The 19,321-nt window shown below is 45.6% G+C and carries 14 protein-coding genes; 5 read left to right on the top strand and 9 right to left on the bottom strand.

Features of this window, described 5'->3' with window-relative positions; genetic code table 11:
* Window positions 1-93 precede the first annotated feature (93 nt).
* From Psfp_RS18430 to cas3, 6 genes are all read right to left on the bottom strand, one after another.
* Window positions 94-297 carry a CRISPR-associated endonuclease Cas1 gene (locus Psfp_RS18430; RefSeq protein WP_348981162.1) on the bottom strand — a complete coding sequence of 68 codons (204 nt, stop codon included), beginning with the start codon at window positions 295-297 and terminating at the stop codon, window positions 94-96.
* Window positions 298-326: 29 nt separating this feature from the next.
* Complete coding sequence (gene cas4, locus Psfp_RS18425; RefSeq protein ID WP_243120793.1) at window positions 327-1,022, bottom strand: CRISPR-associated protein Cas4; 696 nt, start codon at window positions 1,020-1,022, stop codon at window positions 327-329.
* A gap of 3 nt (window positions 1,023-1,025) precedes the next feature.
* On the bottom strand, window positions 1,026-1,883 hold the full coding sequence (cas7c, locus tag Psfp_RS18420) for a type I-C CRISPR-associated protein Cas7/Csd2 (RefSeq protein ID WP_134219984.1): 858 nt from the start codon (window positions 1,881-1,883) through the stop codon (window positions 1,026-1,028).
* A gap of 73 nt (window positions 1,884-1,956) precedes the next feature.
* Window positions 1,957-3,876, bottom strand: a complete 1,920-nt coding sequence (gene cas8c / locus Psfp_RS18415) for a type I-C CRISPR-associated protein Cas8c/Csd1 (RefSeq protein WP_134219983.1) — start codon at window positions 3,874-3,876, stop codon at window positions 1,957-1,959.
* On the bottom strand, window positions 3,873-4,592 hold the full coding sequence (gene cas5c, locus Psfp_RS18410) for a type I-C CRISPR-associated protein Cas5c (protein ID WP_134219982.1): 720 nt from the start codon (window positions 4,590-4,592) through the stop codon (window positions 3,873-3,875). The genes cas8c and cas5c overlap by 4 nt, the downstream gene beginning before the upstream one ends.
* Before the next feature lie 14 nt (window positions 4,593-4,606).
* Window positions 4,607-7,108, bottom strand: coding sequence for a CRISPR-associated helicase Cas3' (gene cas3 / locus Psfp_RS18405; protein WP_134219981.1), 2,502 nt, complete (start codon window positions 7,106-7,108; stop codon window positions 4,607-4,609).
* A gap of 637 nt (window positions 7,109-7,745) precedes the next feature.
* Here cas3 and typA point away from each other — a divergent pair.
* On the top strand, window positions 7,746-9,572 hold the full coding sequence (gene typA, locus Psfp_RS18400; protein WP_134219980.1) for a translational GTPase TypA: 1,827 nt from the start codon (window positions 7,746-7,748) through the stop codon (window positions 9,570-9,572).
* Window positions 9,573-9,866: 294 nt separating this feature from the next.
* On the opposite strand, the gene Psfp_RS18395 is transcribed toward typA, so the two are convergent.
* Both Psfp_RS18395 and Psfp_RS18390 read right to left on the bottom strand, forming a co-directional pair.
* The gene (locus Psfp_RS18395) at window positions 9,867-10,490 is read right to left on the bottom strand and encodes a 50S ribosomal protein L25 (RefSeq protein ID WP_192895527.1); all 624 of its coding nucleotides are present in this window, start codon (window positions 10,488-10,490) and stop codon (window positions 9,867-9,869) included.
* Window positions 10,491-10,662: 172 nt separating this feature from the next.
* A complete protein-coding gene (locus tag Psfp_RS18390) occupies window positions 10,663-11,835 on the bottom strand; it encodes a putative sulfate/molybdate transporter (protein WP_134219978.1) in 1,173 nt (390 codons plus the stop codon).
* A 448-nt stretch (window positions 11,836-12,283) separates the two neighbouring features.
* Here Psfp_RS18390 and Psfp_RS18385 point away from each other — a divergent pair, with 448 nt between their 5' ends.
* From Psfp_RS18385 to ald, 4 genes are all read left to right on the top strand, one after another.
* Complete coding sequence (locus tag Psfp_RS18385) at window positions 12,284-12,805, top strand: hypothetical protein (protein WP_134219977.1); 522 nt, start codon at window positions 12,284-12,286, stop codon at window positions 12,803-12,805.
* Between the two features lie 364 nt (window positions 12,806-13,169).
* Window positions 13,170-14,084 (top strand): alpha/beta hydrolase, encoded by a 915-nt coding sequence (locus tag Psfp_RS18375; RefSeq protein WP_134219976.1) that lies wholly within the window; start codon window positions 13,170-13,172, stop codon window positions 14,082-14,084.
* Window positions 14,085-14,193: 109 nt separating this feature from the next.
* Window positions 14,194-15,783 carry a sigma 54-interacting transcriptional regulator gene (locus Psfp_RS18370; protein ID WP_134219975.1) on the top strand — a complete coding sequence of 530 codons (1,590 nt, stop codon included), beginning with the start codon at window positions 14,194-14,196 and terminating at the stop codon, window positions 15,781-15,783.
* 386 nt (window positions 15,784-16,169) lie between these two features.
* Window positions 16,170-17,297 carry an alanine dehydrogenase gene (gene ald, locus Psfp_RS18365; protein ID WP_134219974.1) on the top strand — a complete coding sequence of 376 codons (1,128 nt, stop codon included), beginning with the start codon at window positions 16,170-16,172 and terminating at the stop codon, window positions 17,295-17,297.
* 84 nt (window positions 17,298-17,381) lie between these two features.
* On the opposite strand, the gene Psfp_RS18360 is transcribed toward ald, so the two are convergent.
* Window positions 17,382-19,145, bottom strand: a complete 1,764-nt coding sequence (locus tag Psfp_RS18360; RefSeq protein ID WP_243120792.1) for a vanadium-dependent haloperoxidase — start codon at window positions 19,143-19,145, stop codon at window positions 17,382-17,384.
* Window positions 19,146-19,321: the final 176 nt, after the last annotated feature.

Below are 19,321 nucleotides of genomic sequence, written 5' to 3'. Positions count from 1 at the left end.
GGAACGGTTAATTGATCCCTGGACAACATATGAACCGAAGTAAACCTCAGTTTCCACTATTGGTTAGTATAACCATATAATTATTATGACTTGTTAATTACATATTATGGTAAACCGATCACGGATGGAAAGCGCTACGCCTCTTTCACAACACAAATGCATCAGTCCCGGGCTTGCTCCGGCAAAACCGAAACAAACTATTCCCTCCAAATTATGAACTGGGATACGAAATCTAATCTCATTCTCAGTTTTTATCAGAATATTTTCTCCGTCACGGGCTAAGTATGCATCCGGCATTGTTACATAAAGGGTGTTTAGAAGTTTCCTCAATAATCCTTTACCTCCAAATCAACCATTCGCGCCAAATATTCCTTAACTGAGCGATGTCGTATAGTAAGATCGGGCTGACATATTTCTTTCAACGAACATAAAGAACAATGCTTACCTTTTTTTGCTTTAGGGGTCTTCCCTTCAGCCATCATCTTGTGCATCTGACCGGCAAGTTGTTCGACATGTGCACGCAGTTCTTGAGTAAAAGCGATTTCTACCCGGTGTCTGGTTTGACCGTAATAGAGAAACCCAGATTCAATAGAGATTCCCAACATTTCTTCCAAGGCTATCGCTTGGGCGCAAAGTTGTACTGCGTCACGGTCATCGGGTTTCGGGCGCCCGCGCTTGTATTCCACCGGATAGGGGCGCCACCATCCTTTTCGGTTTTTCAGACGTAATGTGACCCCGGCTAACACATCATTTGTTCTTTGGAATTCGACCACATCAGCTATCCCACGAAGACCCAGTTTTTTGCTTATAACCGGCATCGCCCTGACGGCCCTGACATCTTTGCGCGTCTCATCCTCAAAAGGATTATCCGTGCGTTCGTGCAGGTGATTCCCTTCCATGGTACGAACATTTTCCGCCCAAACCTGTTCTATATGGATAAGCGCCCATTGTCGTTCGCAAAATGCCATATGCTGGATGCCGGAAAGTAGAAGATAGTCTTCATCCGAATATTTATTTTTCACGGCTTAGAGCCCGTCAATGATTTCCGGTGTCAAAGAAGTCAACTCCTGAAGGCTAATATCATAATCCTCTTCAATATTTTTGGGTTCCGTAACACCAGGTTTTAGGGAAACATTTAACGAACGGTGAACTTTAGCGGATGAATATTGACCATTTTTGCAATTATGCTCCCACCAAAAAACTTTATATACTTCCATGCTGCCTTCGGGCCTTGCGGATGAAGCGTCATTCTGAAAAAGTTCTATTAAAGCTTGTTTGATCGACAATGCGTCTTCATCACTGAAACCGGTCTTGCTGGCCAGCTGAGGGTTCATTGATCCATAAAAAACATATACTCCGTGGTCCACCCGGTGTTTCATACCCATGGTATCAGAAGCCCTTTTTGTTCCATCACCTTCCCCGCTTACACTTTTAGTGATCTGAATACTTGATACACTAACAGGGCTAACGCTAAAGGCCGAATGAATTGAAACAGGCCCGCGGATTCCAATAGAAACTCCTTTATCTTCACCGCCCTTGTAGGCAAAAACCTGCCCAAAAGCCCGGACATCTATCCATTTTTTACATGCTTCTTCACGGTATTTACACTCATCTTTCATGTCAATATTTTTTAATTCACCTTCTGCGCGGGAACGAAGACTTCTGTAATTATCATTTCTATTGTCGTCTGACTGGACAAAAACCGACTTACCTGCTTCCATCAGGCGATTTCTTATTTTGCGTTTAATACAAACATCAGAAAGCTCCCCAAGCCCGTCATAAGTAACACGGGGCCGGTTTCCGTTCAAAGGGTCACCGTTTGGATTAGCGTTCTTTACGTTTATAATCACCGCGAAATCAATTTTGTTTTTTAAAATTTCCATAATAACCCTCCTGATTTTTATTAAATTATAAACTGTATTTTGAAATTGTTTCTAATCAATTATAGAGAGAGCTTTAATTTTCATCAGCTTGCTCTTCCATGTCTTTATTCCAAAGAGCCTCTCGCTGGCAGTGATAACCAAGCAAAAATTCCCCACTAAGTTTTTTATCGTTGATGTAGTCTTCTGGTGCAAACATTGCGGTTACTTCAGATATCATGTTTTGTCTTTTCAACGACTTGCCGCCAAGCCTGGCTTTGTATGGACCCAATGCCAACTCGATTGTTCTCCAGGTGCTATAAGGATGATCAGCAAATCTTTGCATCAATCTGGCAGCAGTTGTTTGACGTGTTTCTCCTGCTTTTTGCAAAGCCCACTGTTCCAAACTATCGGCTAAAGCCAGTAGTCTGCCATACAGATAATCCCTTGTTTTTCGGCTCTCGTCCAGGGCCATATTAAAAACCTCCTTGTCATGGTATTTTCTATAAAGCGCACAGGCAATACTAAGTGTTTTATTCCACTCCCAGTTCTCCATTCCAATACGGTTCGATGCCCGCCGTACGGCTGATTCAACCAGGTCTCTGGGTAATTTTTGTCCATCAATAATACAGGGGAGTATCCGCTCCACAGTTGTTTTGCGCAGTTTGTCATCAACCCTGCTGCCATATGCGGCTTCAGCTATGTCACTAGGGGCAGGTGCTCCCACAAACCGTATATATTTCTTTTTCGTTGCACCTCTTTTCTGAGCTGGCAGTTCCACATAACGGTAATCATGGATCCAAGCGCAAGATTCATGCCATTTATTAATTCTTGCCAAAAACTCCGAACCGGTTAGTTCCCTGTAGAAGGAAATAGCCATCCTGCCGGGGGTGGCGGAATCCAACCCCATTACCACGATTTTAGATGTGTTGCCAATGTTGGCATTATACCCCGCGATTTTCTTCTTCAATCTAAGTGCCAAATCTTGAGCTGTGAATACTACAGATTCCGAAGTACCTGGAATTATATCTTGACCTAATACAGAAAAGGGGTCTGCTAATGGATCAGGAACATCGTGGCCAGCAATTGACCAGGCTACAATTGCCTGATCACCCCTTCTATAACCTTGTCTTCCAATTAACCAACGAAGTGCATTATGAGCCTTCTGTGTTACTTCATAACCTACGCCGCAGGCCTGTCCAGCATCTGAAAATCGGCCAAGGAAAGTAAAACCTGCAGGGTCGTTAACTTTTTCCCTGCCTTTCTGGTCTTTTGTTTTCCCTGATGAAATTAGTTTTGCCCCATCTCCATCTCTTCTTATATTTCTTGGGTGTTGTTCAGCAACAGGAATTTTTTCTCCTTTAACATAACAAAGAGCATTATTCTCTTTTATTGATAAATAGTATTTTATCCAACTTTCAAATAAACTTAAGTCGGTCCAGGTAGCCATTTGAGGATCGCCAGGGATTTCAACTAACCATCTAATAAAAGCATCATCCTGCCTGGAATTTGGGGCTTCCTTTGCAACTTTCTTATCCCACTTATCTTGAAGAATTCCATCGTCTCCAGCAAACATTACTTGATGTTTAATTAAATCTCTTATCACATTGCCTTTCTCAATGTATTTCAAAACAGCTTTTGCCTTAGGGTGGGAGTATTCTGAATCACACCATTTTCGCAGTAAATCTTGGTAAGAACTAAAATAATATGCTTTGCTGCCTCCGAAGTCCTTATAATCGACTGCTACATATTGTAACTTGTCGCACAGCGGATGAGGAGCTTCCCCGCTAGTTCTTCCTCCTGAGCTTTCTGTACAGGGTATAATGGTTCTGGACTCACTTTTTGGAATAACTCTAGCTCGTTTAAAATTACCATCCACATCAATGACTATCTCTACTTGAGCTTTCTGGGTGGTATGGCAAATTGGCAGGAGCGGCACTTCATTTTCATCCGAACTAATCCCGATCATTGACTGACAGTTTTCATAGGTTTCATAAAGGTTTTGTATCCAGCTCACCGGGCATCCACCTCCCCGGGATATCCATCTAAAAGTTCTTGCTCTTCCAACCCAACCGACCTAGGTATGTTGGAAGACATTGGCTTCACGAATCTGCGGATAATACAGTCTTCCGGGCGAATAAATTCAACTATGCCGTTTACCATTTTAGGCCGCCAGAACCTTGCATGGAGTTCATTTTTCCCGGACTCGTCAGGGTAATCAAAACCATGAAACATCAAGTCAAAAGCAAGTTCACCATATTGTTCATAGTGACTGTTCCCTTCCCCAAACTGGCAGGATTCTACATACCCCTGGCATTCCCGTGCTCCCAGAAAGATATCCCTTCTGCCACCCCTTTCGATCATTCTCCTGGCAACAAAAAAATGCTTGTTCTCATTCCTGTCCTTTGCCATATCATCTCTTTTTAAGTTCCACTCGAAATGTGCCTGCACTTGATATTCCACATCAGATAGATAAGTATAAATTGATAGTGAATTTCCACCACTGTAATTGATTGGCTTAGCGCTTTTTGTCTGTGTTTTTATCGCTTTGATCACCCGTACCTTGTCAATAACCCAGATGATGGTAGGCTTCCAGTAAATTGACTCCATAATTCCCTTTATAGCTTGATAGGTAGGAATCTGGTAAGAACATTTTTCCCCGCCGATCTTGGTCAAAGGATCGGTAAATAGAGCATATTTACCATGAACCTTAAACTCTACTTTGTTTTCCATGTGATACCTCCCCTTTAATAAATAAGAAATTCCATTTCATTAGTAATTCCTCCGCTAAATCCACAATCTTTATCATAAAATTGCTTATTCAAATAGAAAACACCAGCACCTTTTTGCACTTCATTAATAACCTTTTGTCTTGTCATTTGATCAAAAACATATGGATAGATATTGATCGAATACCTTTGCGCCTGCTTCAATAACCGGTATTGCTTCTCCAAATCTACCGCGGCACATAGCTCATTAACAATCCGTTCACCTTCTTCCCCATATTGAACTATTACACCACGGGCAGGTGAGTCAATAGCTTGAAATGCCTTTGCCGCTGTCATAAATGATTGTCGAAGCGGTATTTTAGGAGAAGAATCATTATTTCTTTGATATCCATAAACTGATTGAAGATTTGTTGATAAAAGCTCAAACAGATTATCCGATCTGCCAACCACTGAATTACTGCCGACTTTATAACACATTTCCTCTTTCCGGGCATAAAAATAATATTGATAATATCGTTCCATGGCTTTTAAACCAAGGATATCCCCTTCAAACTGTTTTGCATCAGTATTAAACTCATCCAATACCCGTTCAGCTACATCCCTGCCGACTTTAATATCATTTAAATAATCCAAGTTTTCACCCTGTGGGTTGATAATAATAACTCTCCCCGGCTCAGGCCTGGCGCCATTCCGGTTGCAGCGCCCTGCCGACTGTGCAATTGAATCCAGCCCGGCCAAATATCGGATGACAGTGCCAAAATCTATATCAACCCCCGCTTCAATAAGTTGTGTACTAACACAAATAACCGGCTTCTTATCCGGTAAACATTCCTTTATCCTATCTAGTACTTCCATGCGGTGAGCCGGACACATATTCGTGCTTAGATGCTTAACTTCTGTACTTGCATGTTGAGAAAGCAGCTGAAAAAGATTAATAGCTGATTTTTTTGTATTTACTACGATTAAAACACTGCCTGTCTCTTGTAATTCCTGCTCCACAAGTGCGGCAACATCATCATCTGTCCAACCTCGGAGCTTCCGTCGGTCAAAAACCTTCACCCGTTTCAGTTCTTTAAAAAGTGTTTGGACATCCGGGATCATTTGCTGATCTGGATTAATCTGCAAAGCTCTCTGCTCCGGTTTAACCTGATCCAGCAAAGGCTGAGTTGCCGTACAAAGAACCACGGTTGAGCCACAACCACCAATTAAAAAACGGATCGCCAAATTAAATAGATGTACACACCGTACCGGAAGTGCTTGTATCTCATCGAATATAAGCACCGCATTTGCAAGTTGGTGCATTCTCCTGGCATTTCTGGCCCCATACCCAAACAAAGCCTCCAGAAATTGCACCATAGTTGCAAAAACCACAGGCGCGTCCCAGTTTTCCGATAAAATTTTTTGCCGTGTGCTTTCTTTTTCGGGGGTTAGATTTGAATGATGTTCCAGCACGATGCGGTCAAGATAAACGCCATTTTCAGTTCTGTCTTCAAGTATATTTCTAGTGACATCAGCATTCTGATCAATGATTGAGGTATATGGGATTATGTAAATAATTCTTTCCATCTTGTGTTTACACGCATGATTCAAAGCAAAACGCAGACTGGCCAGAGTTTTGCCTCCCCCGGTTGGTACAGTCAATTGGAAAAGACCCTTGGGCCTGTTTGAAAAATCCAAGCAGTAATTAGAAATATTTCCGCGTATGGCATCAACATCATTTTTGTTTTCAAATTTACTCAAATAAAGATTTAACCTATCTATCAAAACGGGCCAGGCAACATATTCTCCTTGATTCCTTAATTCCGCTCCTTCCGGAAATTCAAAATCAGCGGTATTAAGCCTGTCTGCATCAATAAGACAGCTAAAAAGAAATCTTGTCAATAAACTAATCTTAAACATATAGGAATCAACTAAATCATTGTTTTCCCGTAAGGATATTATTTTTTTATTCATCTGATCAACCAGGTCATCGTTAGATAATAACTCCATTATTTGATGTCTTATATCATCATTCAGGTTTGATAAAGCTTCCGAGGTGCGGGTTTTTTCATCCGTTTTAATCATTCTCCTGGTATAATTATCCTCACCATCAGTTGTTAAACAGTCAATTAAACCAGAATGGTGCGACGAAATGATTAAAGATAGTATTTGCAAGACAAACAAAAACTTCTGGTCCCGATTAGAAAAATGACGGTAAATAACTTGAGCACCGGCGCTGGAATGATCGATTTTACCTTTTTTGCCGATCGCATCAACATACTCGTCCTCATCTGGTTCAATTAACCCTGTTGCTGACCTGATATATTGGTCAAACTCTGCTGTTGCTTTTCCGATATCATGAATTAAACCTGCCAATTGACCGTGTTGCCCAAGGCCTATTTTTGATGCGAACTTAAAAGCCCAAAATGATGTTTCCTTTAGATGTGCCCATAAATCCTGACTTTTATCATACTTTTCGCTACGGTGAGCAATAAACCTATCTAATTGTTTAGAAAACGTTTGATTATCTTTACAATTCATTATGTTTGGCCTCCATGAAAATGAGCACACTGGTACGGCTCCAATAATTGACAGGAGAACAGGTTGAACCGGTTTTGGAGCTCCGACATAGAACAATAACCGTCCCTGTTAAATGCTTTATCCTTGTCCATGTAGCTCTCATTGTCCAAAAAATCAGCATCCATCAAACTTGTTACTAGCTAGGTCCTCTGCACCAAATGTCTTTGCAAAGATAGCTGCAGTATTACCGCTATCGCGTAAGTAATTTTTCACTAAATGCTATCCGGTCTTGTCCTTTTCTTTAGCAGAATGAGCATAATAAGCCAAGCTATCCCTTCTCTCTAAACTAACCAAACTAATGCAGCTACTACTATTTAATACTTGCTCTATTGCCAAATCCCTACAATTTTTTATATACATTTTGCGACACCTTTCGACTTTGGTGGAAATTTTGTCTCCTATGCCACAATATTACCAAGCTTACAGGACAACCTTTTGTCAGCGATCAGAAAACATGAAGAAAACATTTTAACCAAGTTTTCTAATAGCAATACCTTTCAAAAACTCTTTATTTATAAAACTAATCACTCCCTCTGTAGTTGTGGTCACTCCGCAAACCTGATATACTTATAGGGTTTGGAAGGAGGATTTATCTTAAATGTCTGGCAACAACATGTTCAGAAATATCGCCATTATAGCTCACGTCGATCACGGCAAGACGACCCTGGTGGACGCCCTGCTCAAACAGAGCGGTATCTTCAGGGAAAACCAGCACGTGGCTGAGAGGGTTATGGATTCAAACGACCTGGAAAAGGAACGCGGCATCACTATCCTGGCCAAAAACACCTCGGTGCGTTACGGCGATATCAAGATTAATATAGTGGATACCCCGGGTCACTCCGACTTCGGAGGAGAGGTTGAGCGGGTTCTAAAAATGGTTGACGGCGTTCTGCTGCTGGTAGACGCCTTTGACGGCGCCATGCCCCAGACCCGGTTTGTTTTACGCAAAGCTATGCAGCTAAACTTAAAGCCCATAGTGGTCATTAACAAGATCGACCGGGAAGGCGCCCGCATATCGGAGGTGGTGGATGAGGTGCTGGACCTGTTCATCGACCTGGGAGCAGGCGACGAACATTTGGACTTTCCCCTTATTTACACTTCGGCCAAGGAAGGAACGGCCACCACTGACCCTGCCGTACCGGGGCAAAACATGCAGCCTCTGTTCGAGGGGATCATCAAATACATTCCCGCTCCGGCCGGAGATGACGATGGACCGTTGCAGCTTTTAATAAACAACACCGAGTATGACAACTTCGTGGGACGGATGGGCATCGGCTGCGTCAAACGCGGCAAAATCGCAACCGGCCAGCAGGTAAACATTTTTGACCACGAGGGCAACATGCGCCAGGGCCGTATTGGTACGCTCTACGCTTATGAAGGGCTGGAAAGAGTAACGGTTTCAGAGGCTGTCTGCGGTGAGATTGTGGCTTTTTCCGGCCTGGAAGATATCAAGATCGGCGAAACAGTGGCCGATAAGGACCAACCGGAACAGTTGGAGCCCATCACCGTGGATGAACCGACCCTGAAGATGAGCTTCATGGTCAACGACAGTCCTTTCGCCGGCAAGGAAGGCAAATATTTAACCTCACGCCATCTGAGAGCCCGGCTCTTTAAAGAGATGGAGAAGAACGTAAGCCTCCGGGTGGAGGAAACCGGAAGCACGGACGTCTTCGAGGTGTGCGGACGAGGTGAACTGCACCTGTCGATCCTGATTGAGACGATGCGGCGGGAAGGTTTTGAACTGCAGGTGTCGAAACCGGAGGTCATCTTCAGGTGGGAAGCGGGCCAGAAAATGGAACCCATGGAGCTCCTGATGGTGGATATCCCCGAGGAAAAAATGGGCCCGGTCATGGAAATCGCCGGGGCCAGGAAAGGGGAAATGCTTAACATGACCTCCCTTGGCCCGGACCAGCTCCGGCTGGAATTCAAGATACCGGCGCGGGGCTTAATCGGCTTCCGCTCGCAGCTGCTGACCGAGACCAGGGGCCACGGGGTGATGAGCCATATCTTCATGGGTTATGAGCCCTACAAAGGGGACATCCGGGGGCGCTACCAGGGCGTGCTGATCGCCTTTGAATCCGGTGAGGCCAACACTTACGGCCTGCACAACGTACAGGACCGCGGCATACTGTTTATTACGCCCGGCACCAAGGTTTACGAGGGCATGGTTGTAGGGGAGCATTCCCGTGAACAGGACTTGGAGGTCAACGTCTGCAAGAAAAAGCACCTGACCAACATGCGCTCCAGCACCGCCGAGACCGCCCTGCGCCTGGAGGAGCCCCTGAATTTCAGCCTGGAAGAAGCTCTGGAATACATCGGCACGGACGAACTGTTGGAAGTAACCCCGCAAAGCCTGCGCATGCGCAAGCGGATACTGAGCAAGCACGACCGCAAACGAAACCAGGCAAACTTCCAGTCCGCGTAAAGCGGCGCTACTATAAAACAGGGATATAAATGAGAACCCTTCATCCAACCGGAAGAAGGGTTTTTCATGCCCACGCTAGTGCGGCGCAAGCGAGGACGAAACTTCACATTGCGGGGTCGATTTCAATCGCTCAAAACTACGAAGCAGTATAAGGAATTATCAACATATCTAATAGTGCTGCAATTCTATGAAGTCATAAGACAAGTCCGCTTGTTGGCCAAAAGGAAGCGCCGGCGGCATGTTGCCGCCGGCGCTTCCCAGCAAAATACTTTATTTTTAAAAGGCAGCCTGTGCCTATTCATCCTTCTCCTGGGATTCTTCTCCTTCTTCCTTGGCCGCTTCTTCAACTTCAGAAGAACGTGTTGTATAGATTGCAACTACATGGGCGTGCCCTTCTCCGGTTGCCTTCACACCGTTCGGCAAAACCAGGTCCGCCAGGGTAATTTCTTGTCCGATATCCAGGTTGGAGATATCGACCGTGATCGCGTCGGGAATGTTTGAGGCGAGGCATTCCACCTCGACCCCCCGCATCGGTTGGGCCAGGATGCCGCCTTTAGAAACCCCCGGCGCGGAGCCGGCCAGGTGAACGGGAACGGTGGCGGTCACCATGTCTTTTAATGAAACCTGGTGGAAATCGGCGTGGATCAAGGTCCCGCGCAGCGCATCGCGCTGTACCGATTTAACCAGTACCTGATGGTCTTCAGTTGCCCCGTCCCGCTTTACGTTCATGTGGATCAGGGCGTTTGAACCGGCTTGGCCCAGGATTTTCTGCAGCTCATTGGTATTGACCGCTATAGCCGTGCTCTTCATGCTTTTCCCATAGATTACCGCCGGGATAAAACCGTTTTTGCGCAAGTTGTGTTTATGAAACTTGTTTTTTTCCAATCTAACCTGTGCGTCCAATTTAATTGCTTCCATTTTTCTCACGACTCCCTTCTGTCCATTATCCCCTCTTTCCGACATGTTTTGTCAAGGCGTACCATTTCCCATAACTTGCGTTATACTTCTGAAATATGCCGTCTGGCTACTTATACACCGGCATAATCTATTTTTAGAGCCCTCCGGGCTCTGGAGGGTTTAAGCAGCTTGATCATACTTTGAAGATTTTCCTTTTTAACAATTCCTGCATTAAAACACCTGCCAGGAACCCGGCGCCCATGTTCCAAATTGCAAAACCTGCCGTGACCAGCAAAATGTAATAGTCTTCTCTTTCCCGCCCTACATCACGGGCAGAGACCGCTAACTCCAGTCCGGCAAAAAATAAAATTACACCGAGTACACTTAAGGGAAAGAACTTTAGAATCACGAAAAAAGAACTGCTGAAAAATACTCCGGCAACAAGCAGCAATGTTCCCAGAATTACCAGGGCGCCTCCGGTATGAGCGCCAAAACGCACGTGACCGGCCATTCCCCCGGCGCCGTGACACATGGGAATACCACCGAATAAAGGAGAAATAAGGTTCATAATCCCCGTTGAAATAGCCATTTTTCTTTCTGTGATAGGGCGTTGGGGAAACAGCCTGTTATTCTCGGCGGTAATGGCAATGACAGCATTACCTAAAGTTAAAGGGATCTGGGGGATGCCAAGTATAAGTGTGCCTTTTATAAAGTCCTGCCAGGAAACTTGTGTCAACGCCAGGTGGGGCAACGAAAAATTAACGTGCATAGCAGCCAGCTCATTGATAATGCCGGGCGTTTTAATTATAGCCGCCGCCACTCCAAAAACTATTAAGGCAAACATGGCAGGTATACGTCTACTGGTTAACAATAAAAAAGTCATAAATAAAGCTATTAAAGCAATGAAGAAATCCGATTGCATCATCCGGATTCCTTCCATGATAAAGGACAGGCCCAAACCCAGAACTATACCCCTAACCAATGGTTTTGTTGTTATTCTGGATATAACATCAAGAACACCTGTAAGACCCATGGTCAGCCAGAAGAAACCGGTAAACAGGCCTGCCCCCCATAGCATACCCGGCGTTATCGAAGCAGCCTGGGTTATCACTGCGCCGCCAATGGCTTTCATTGGTTGAATAGGGATTGGTGTTCGATAATAAAAGCCTGATAGAATTAAAAGCATTCCAAACGTAAATAGAACACCAAGCGGGTCAAGTTTCATAACCGTTATATAGCCGACCACAAAGGGGATTAATGTGCCCAGGTCACCAAAGGCGCCGGCCCATTCTGAACGGTCAAAGCGGTTGCGCAGCGGTTGGGCTAAGCTTGATACTGTTTCTGAACTGACGTTATTGGCCAACATTCCGATAGCTCCTCTAGTTGCAGCCATGTGTTATGATACTTTTTAATTATATCAGAATTTGATTAAAATTACCTATAATAGCATTGTTTTATTATCCACATCAACATATCCAGTCACAACTTCACAATTAAACAACTCTTTCAGCGAACGGGCTAATTCATCGCGCGCTGAGATGACTTCTTCATAATTACTGTCGGTAAAACCATCTATTGGAAAGAAAATGTTCGTACTTTTTTCCGTCTTATCAATAATAAATTAACAACCACTGCTTTTCAAGCTAAAAGAGCTAGTCTCCAAAGAGCTAATCAAAAGACATATGATTTATATTGATTATTAGGCAATGGTGCAGTTGAAAATTTTATTACAGTTAAGAAAGGCGTTGACGCCCGAAAACGGGTATGATACTATAGCTGAGTAGCCCGAATACGGGTAAAAAGGAGCATGTCAAATGGAAAAAATTAACTGGCTGGAGATTATTGAAGAAGAAAGTGACAACATTCTTGACGCCCTAACCGCAGTTTATGATGAAGCCTGTTGTTTGAATGCAAACAGCGAAATCTGTCAGGTGCTTAAAATGAACAGCGATGGCACCCTTATTCATCACACCAGCACTGCAGACAACACCTCCAGCGCTGTTTGGAACGGCAATGCGATTGAGCTCGCCAGGATGGCCTGGTTCAATCCTTTGGACTTCACAGACGAAGCGGAAGTAATCTCATCATACCTGACAAAAGAGGAACTGCAAGACTTCACACGGTATCTGGATGGTGAAAACCTTACCCTCCATAAATTACGGCAGTGGAATTTTTACATTGCCGACAGGCTTGAGAAGAAATACACGGAAAAATATGCTGCCGACAACGCGCCTGCCTGGGCTGACAAAGTTATGCAGGAATTACTAAAACATGCCAGCGAATATGGCCGTGCAGAAACACAGAAAGTAGAATTGGCCGACTTGGGAAAGTCCTGACCTCCCCTGAAGCGGCCCGGCTATGGAGACTGCACCCGGACAGCCTGAAAAAGGCCTGCCAGCAAGGAAGAATTACCGCCCGTAAAAGCGGCGGTACCTGGCTTGTGTCCAGAACTGCTATGGAAAGAATATATGGGACATGGCCTACTGAAAAGGCAGAAGAAATTGAAGAATAATAATAGAAAAAACCTTCAGTGTCCATGCGCTGTGGTGGCTTATGGTATATATCAAGAATATATACCATTTTATTTTAAGGGTAATGAGATTGCCCCTGGGGCTTTATTTTAGCAGTGCCCGGGATTATAGTTAGATATATAAGCTTTGTCCTGACGGCTTGTTAAGAAAAGTATTTTGGAGGAAAGTTATGTCAGCTATAAAAGAACGTTATATAAAAGCAATGAGAAAAATGGACCCTTCAATAAATACGGTTGAACAGATCCGCCATGAACTATCTTTAAAACAACAGGCGGAACTCCCCCCCGGCACTATCGTTGAGCAAGTTATGGTGGCGAATTTACCCGGCGAGTGGATTAAGGCGGCGAATGTTCCTGAAGGCGGCAAACAGGTGATTCTATATTTCCACGGCGGTGGTTTATATTGTGGCGACTGTGCTACTTATCGTAATTTAGCAGCTTTTATTTCAAGAGCCAGTGGTGTTAGAGTTTTATTAGTTGAATACCGTCTGGCGCCGGAGCACAAGTATCCTGCCGCTAATGACGATTGTCTGGCAGCCTACCGGTGGCTGCTCGAAAACGGCATCCCGGCTAAGGATATTATCATAGGCGGGGATTCTGCAGGCGGCGCCCTAACAGTTATGACCTTGCTTTCGTTACGCGATGCAGGCGCTCCACTGCCGGCAGCCGCATTTATGTTTTCTCCGTGGACAGACCTGGTCAACTTTGATGGTGAATCCTATACCAGTCGCGCAGAATTAGATCCGGTAACCCACCTTAAAGGCTCACAAATGGCGGCAAGCTTCTATATCGATCACTTAACTGTTAAACCACCTATTTTATCACCAATAAACCAGGACCTGTCCGGATTGCCCGCGTTATTTATTCAGGTTGGCGACCATGAGGCATTATTGAGCGATTCCACCAGATTGGCCGAGCGCGCAAAAAAAGACGGTGTTGATGTTACATTGGAAATATGGGACAATATGTGGCACGTATTTCAAAGCCTTGCTGCAGTTTTGTCCGAGGCTAAACAGGCTATTGATAATGTTGGCAGGTGGGTGCAAAAACGTTTCGATACCCATACCGGCAGCGTAATAGGATAACTGGAACATATTCCCTGTTGGTTTTGCAATGTGTACGGTTTCAGTTGAAGGTCAAACTGTTGAGAGTATAGAATTTTTTCTTAACGTCCTGTGGTGAGGTGGGAAAACAATGGATAACCCCCGGCTGTGGATCAGCTTTGAAGACAGGGTAGGCTTTGTATTCGACATATCCAGGGTTATCTTTGCCTGGCGCTTGAATATTGTGTCCATTGAAATCACCCGTTCAGGCAGTCTTTATGTTCATATTGAGAAGATCGAAACCAGCGAACTGGCAGGATTAATGAATGAATTAAACGGAATTCCGGGGGTTTTAGAGATATACCGGGTACCCATGATGCCTTCGGAGGAAAGAGAAAAAAAGCTCCAGGCGATCCTGGACACGGTAAGCGAAGGGATCCTGTCGGTGGATGCAGATGGGATAATCACCAGTATCAATCCGGTGGCAGAAGAAATCTTCCGGTATACTGCCGCTGAACTTCTTGGGAGAAACATCGCCGGGGTTTTGTCTTCTGAAGTACCAATTTTGCGCTGCCTCAAGGACGGTAAACCATATAATCACCTGGAAATCAGCATCAACACCCCAAAAGGTCGCCTGAACTTTCTCAGCACGGCCAGGCCTTTAAAGGACGACGGTGAAAATATTATCGGCGCGGTAGCCTGTATTAAAGACATGTCCGATGTCAAGCAGTTAGTCTATTCCATGACTAAGCCTGCTATGACCACCTTTGATGACATTCTCGGAGTAAGTTTACCTCTCAAGGAAGCCTTAACTCTATCCCGGAAGGTAGCGCAAGGTAATTCCACAGTTTTGATTCGGGGTGAAAGCGGCACCGGGAAAGAATTATTTGCCCGCGCTATTCACATGGCCAGCAGCCGGCGGAATAAACCCTTCGTGCCGGTAAATTGCGCCGCCCTGCCTGATAGCCTGCTGGAAAGCGAACTGTTTGGTTATGTTGAGGGGGCCTTTACCGGGGCACAAAAGCAAGGTAAATTAGGACTATTTGAATTCGCCAACAACGGTACCATCTTGTTGGATGAAATCGGGGAAATGTCAACCCACCTGCAGGCTAAATTACTCCGGGTCTTACAGGAAGGACGGGTACGGCGGATCGGCGACAGGGTGGAGAACACCGTCAACGTCCGGGTGATTGCAGCAACCAACCGTAATCTGGAGAATATGATCACAAACGGGGATTTCCGGGAGGACCTGTACTACCGCCTTAATGTAGTGCCTGTTCATATTCCCCCATTACGCCGGCGCAAAGAAGATATACCAATTTTAACCGACAACCTGATCCAAAAATTCAACCACCGTTTAGGTAAAAACATAAAAAAAATTTCCAGCGCTGCTATGGATAAACTGAATAAATATAATTGGCCTGGAAACGTGAGGGAATTGGAGAATATCCTGGAGCGGGCGATGATTTTGGCGCAGGATATGGAAATCAAACCTGAACAAATCATTTTAGACCGCACTTATGCTGGTGAGAAAGAGGACGTTTCTCCGGCCCACTTCCCGGGGAATGATGAGAACAGTGACACCCTTAACACCGCTGTGGATGGCTTTGAAAAGCAATTTATTGAACAAGCTCTTCTGAAATATGGGAGTATCCGGCATACAGCTAAAGTCCTGGGGGTTTCCCATACAACTATAATGAATAAAATAAAAAAGTATGGACTTAAGGTAACTCCTATATAAAAATCCCTCTGGCAACTTTATTTGCCATGGCAAATAAAGTTGCCATGGCAAATAAACAGGAAAAAAGAACGTTCTCCTGAGAGTGGCACGATATGTTGCCACATAGGAGTTCGGCAAGCATATGCTGCAACAACCTCAAGCAATATAGTTTGGGGTTTTTTGTTGTCTCTATGTAACTGGTACCGTTTTTGCAAAATAAAATGTAACTGAGCATATATATCGAAGCACGAATGCAAGATGAATTATCAATGTGGGTACGATATCAATCACTAAAAACTGATTAGTAGTTAAAGGGCTTATGATATCCTACATTCCTGTAGGGTTATGCGCGAATGAATTAGCACCCATTATAAGGATAGTACTGGAGAACAAAGGAGGTTGGCAACATGATTATCGGAGTACCCAAGGAAATTAAAAACAATGAAAACAGGGTAGCCATTACCCCTGCCGGTGTAGCAGCTTTTGTAAAGGCCGGCCACCAGGTGTTGATTCAGGATCAGGCGGGAACCGGCAGCGGAATCAGCAATGAGGAGTATATTAAAGCCGGTGCAGAAATTGTTGCAACTGCCAAAGAGGTTTTTGCCGGGGCTGACATGATTATGAAGGTTAAAGAGCCGCAACCCCCGGAATACAATCTTTTTAAGGAAGGGCAAGTACTCTTCACCTACCTGCACCTGGCTCCCGAACCTGAGGTAGCCAGGGCTCTGTTGGACAGAAAAGTAGTAGGTATCGCTTATGAAACCATCCAACTGGACAACGGCTCTTTACCGTTGCTTACTCCCATGAGTGAAGTCGCCGGACGGATGGCGATACAGATTGGCGCTCATTATTTAGAGAAGCATTCGGAAGGGAAAGGAATTCTGTTAGGCGGGGTTCCCGGAGTGCCTGCCGCCGATGTAGTTATCATCGGCGGCGGCGTGGTAGGTATCAATGCAATCAAAATAGCTGTTGGTATGGGCGCTCAGGTTACCGTCATAGATAAATCCGCTGAACGGCTAAGCTACCTGGACGATATTTTCGGCGGAAGGATTACGACCCTGATTTCCAATAGCTACAATATTGAGAGAGCTGTCAGATATGCCGATCTCCTGGTAGCGGCTGTTTTGGTCCCTGGGGCCAGGGCGCCACATATAGTGACTGAAGAAATGGTTAAGCAAATGAAGCCCGGTTCGGTGATCGTGGACATAGCAATTGACCAGGGCGGCTCTGTTGAAACGATTGACAGGGAAACAACACATGACGACCCCGTCTTTATCAAGCACGGAGTTATCCATTATGCCGTCGCCAACATGCCGGGCGCTGTAGCGCGGACCTCCACTTACGCGTTGACCAACGCCACCCTGAGCTATGCTTTAGAAATAGCCGGCAAGGGCTACCTGAGAGCGATTAAAGAAAATCAGGCCTTGGCCCTCGGTGTCAATGTCATCCACGGGATGTTAACTTGTAAAGCAGTTGCAGAGGCTTTGCATCTGGAGTATACACCTTTGGCACAGATTATAGATTCAGCCCGTTGAATAATCGAATAGAGAGTCAGTGCAAACGAGTCAGGGGACGGTCCCCTGACTCGTTTTTTGGCCGTTTGGCTCCCGGCCCATTACTTAGATTATTATGGTGGTCCCGTCAAACTTGGTGAATGAAAATCCGATAAAATCCTCATTGTAGGTATCCCTGTAATCCTGCAGAATCCTGATCGCCACTGTTTCACCCAGCTTGAGGCCCTCGCTCCCGTCGGTACGCCAGTGTATGCCTGCGAAGTCACGGCCCATGGCAATATTGACGGCCAGCTTGTTCAATTCCCCGCCTACTGTTAAAGGCGGTCCCTCGTAAGGAAGCAGGGAGAGGCCGTCCGGGCCGGCTACAACCGGATTGGGCAGTACAAAGGACTCCTTGAAGAATGCCTTTAGCATCGTCACCCCGGCCCCGATATAAGTGGCGTGGCCGGAAGGATAAGCCGGATGAGTTGGACAGCCTTCCGGATAGGCCTGTGGCAGCAGGTAGACGCCATACTTGTTGAAAACCTCGGAAACCGCCTGGGAATTGAGCAGTTCCGGGTTAATCGGATAGCAGGCGGCGCCTGTCAGTCGGTTTTGCACACTGCCCCCGAATTCTTCGGGCCGGAGCCGGCGGTGCACCAGGAATTTCTGGAACCAGGCGGCCTCCAGCGCTACCCGCGACACCCGGATCACAAAATCCAGAATATGCGGGGCGCCGAAAGTGCTGAATCCAACCTGGGTATCAGAATGCAGATAAGGGTTGGTTGGGGCCAGGGCATTCACTCCTAATCCGAGCAGGATTAAGCAAGCAGAAAGTGTAGCCTCACAGGAGAAATCCTTGTGCAGATATTCTCCCATATCGCGGCCATTGCGGATATAACGGGGCGTGCCCTCATATTGAATCGCTGCAGCCGGCGGCAGACCGTTCTGGATGTTCAACCATTCCGCATACGTGGTCATGTAGTCCACACCGGCCACAGGAACTTGATAGCGCTGGGTGATGCTCGTAGCCCCGTAGGGAATGTTTTTCCACAGAAACTGAGAAACATAAGGCCCCACCAGGTCTCCGGGGATATCCATGCGAAACAGGGTTCCCGGAGTTACCAAACCACCTGCTTTTGGTCCCCTAAAATCTGAAAATCCCGATAAATCAGAAGCAGCCGCCAGTGTCAGCGGATTGGTGTCGTAGTCTGTAAAAGGCACATCACGGGTTAAGGCCTGCCAGTAAACTTCAGCCATCTCACCGGCTTCCCAGGCGCTGCTGAAAGCCGGCGGTGGAACCGTTCCCAAGTGATGGGAATCAGGTCCCGCCATCTCATAAGCATAAGCGGCCTGAGGATTGGTAAGCTTGACCACGCCTCCCAAGGGTATGGTTGCAAAATCCGCCGGGTCTCCGGTGGTTAATGTCTCAATATAGGCTTGATAGGCATTGAGGTTAACCTCACCCAGATGATTGTGCGGTAAGGCCTTAGAATAGTTGCCAATCTTATTTACATATAGCAATTCATCACCATTACACGGATGGCCTGGAAGTGGAAGATCCCTTTCAAATCCAGCTGCATTGAGACGAACTTGGTAGGCAGATTGACGGCGCTGCCGGGTATTTTCCGGCCCAATATCACACGAATCCCCCAGGTTTAAGTTCAAGTCTGCTGTATCTCCCTGACAAGCCCTTTTTTTATTGGAAAATACATGTGGAAGATTTTTTTCAAATTCAGCTGCATTCAGATGAACTTGACACTCCTTTTGACAACGTTTCCGCACACTAACCGGCTCAAGCTCACACGGTTCCTCCATGTTTAACTGCAAATCTGCCGCGGCCCCCTGATTAACCTCTTTTTTCTCAGGCAACAAAATATCACCGCTCATTTTGGCCTCACTCCAGATTCCATATTATTTTAATTTAGCCATAATTTATATTGAACGAAACCGCTCCGCGGTGGATAGAAACCCAAGATAGTATCAAAGCGAAATGATCCGATCTGCTCATAGTAGATACAAAAGTCATGGCTAACACAAAACAACCCCTTTAAAATGAGAATGCG

The sequence above is a fragment of the Pelotomaculum sp. FP genome (genome assembly GCF_004369245.1).
In the GTDB taxonomy this organism is placed as follows: Bacteria; Bacillota; Desulfotomaculia; order Desulfotomaculales; family Pelotomaculaceae; genus Pelotomaculum_C; species Pelotomaculum_C schinkii.
This window is presented reverse-complemented; position numbering and strand designations above follow the sequence as displayed.

Coding starts and splice junctions, on each gene's coding strand:
- Psfp_RS18430 (WP_348981162.1), bottom strand. CDS start 297: ATGCCGGATGCATACTTAGCCCGTGACGGAGAAAATATTCTGATAAAA.
- cas7c (WP_134219984.1), bottom strand. CDS start 1,883: ATGGAAATTTTAAAAAACAAAATTGATTTCGCGGTGATTATAAACGTA.
- cas5c (WP_134219982.1), bottom strand. CDS start 4,592: ATGGAAAACAAAGTAGAGTTTAAGGTTCATGGTAAATATGCTCTATTT.
- cas3 (WP_134219981.1), bottom strand. CDS start 7,108: ATGAATTGTAAAGATAATCAAACGTTTTCTAAACAATTAGATAGGTTT.
- typA (WP_134219980.1), top strand. CDS start 7,746: ATGTCTGGCAACAACATGTTCAGAAATATCGCCATTATAGCTCACGTC.
- Psfp_RS18395 (WP_192895527.1), bottom strand. CDS start 10,490: ATGGAAGCAATTAAATTGGACGCACAGGTTAGATTGGAAAAAAACAAG.
- Psfp_RS18390 (WP_134219978.1), bottom strand. CDS start 11,835: ATGTTGGCCAATAACGTCAGTTCAGAAACAGTATCAAGCTTAGCCCAA.
- Psfp_RS18385 (WP_134219977.1), top strand. CDS start 12,284: ATGGAAAAAATTAACTGGCTGGAGATTATTGAAGAAGAAAGTGACAAC.
- Psfp_RS18375 (WP_134219976.1), top strand. CDS start 13,170: ATGTCAGCTATAAAAGAACGTTATATAAAAGCAATGAGAAAAATGGAC.
- Psfp_RS18370 (WP_134219975.1), top strand. CDS start 14,194: ATGGATAACCCCCGGCTGTGGATCAGCTTTGAAGACAGGGTAGGCTTT.
- ald (WP_134219974.1), top strand. CDS start 16,170: ATGATTATCGGAGTACCCAAGGAAATTAAAAACAATGAAAACAGGGTA.
- Psfp_RS18360 (WP_243120792.1), bottom strand. CDS start 19,145: ATGAGCGGTGATATTTTGTTGCCTGAGAAAAAAGAGGTTAATCAGGGG.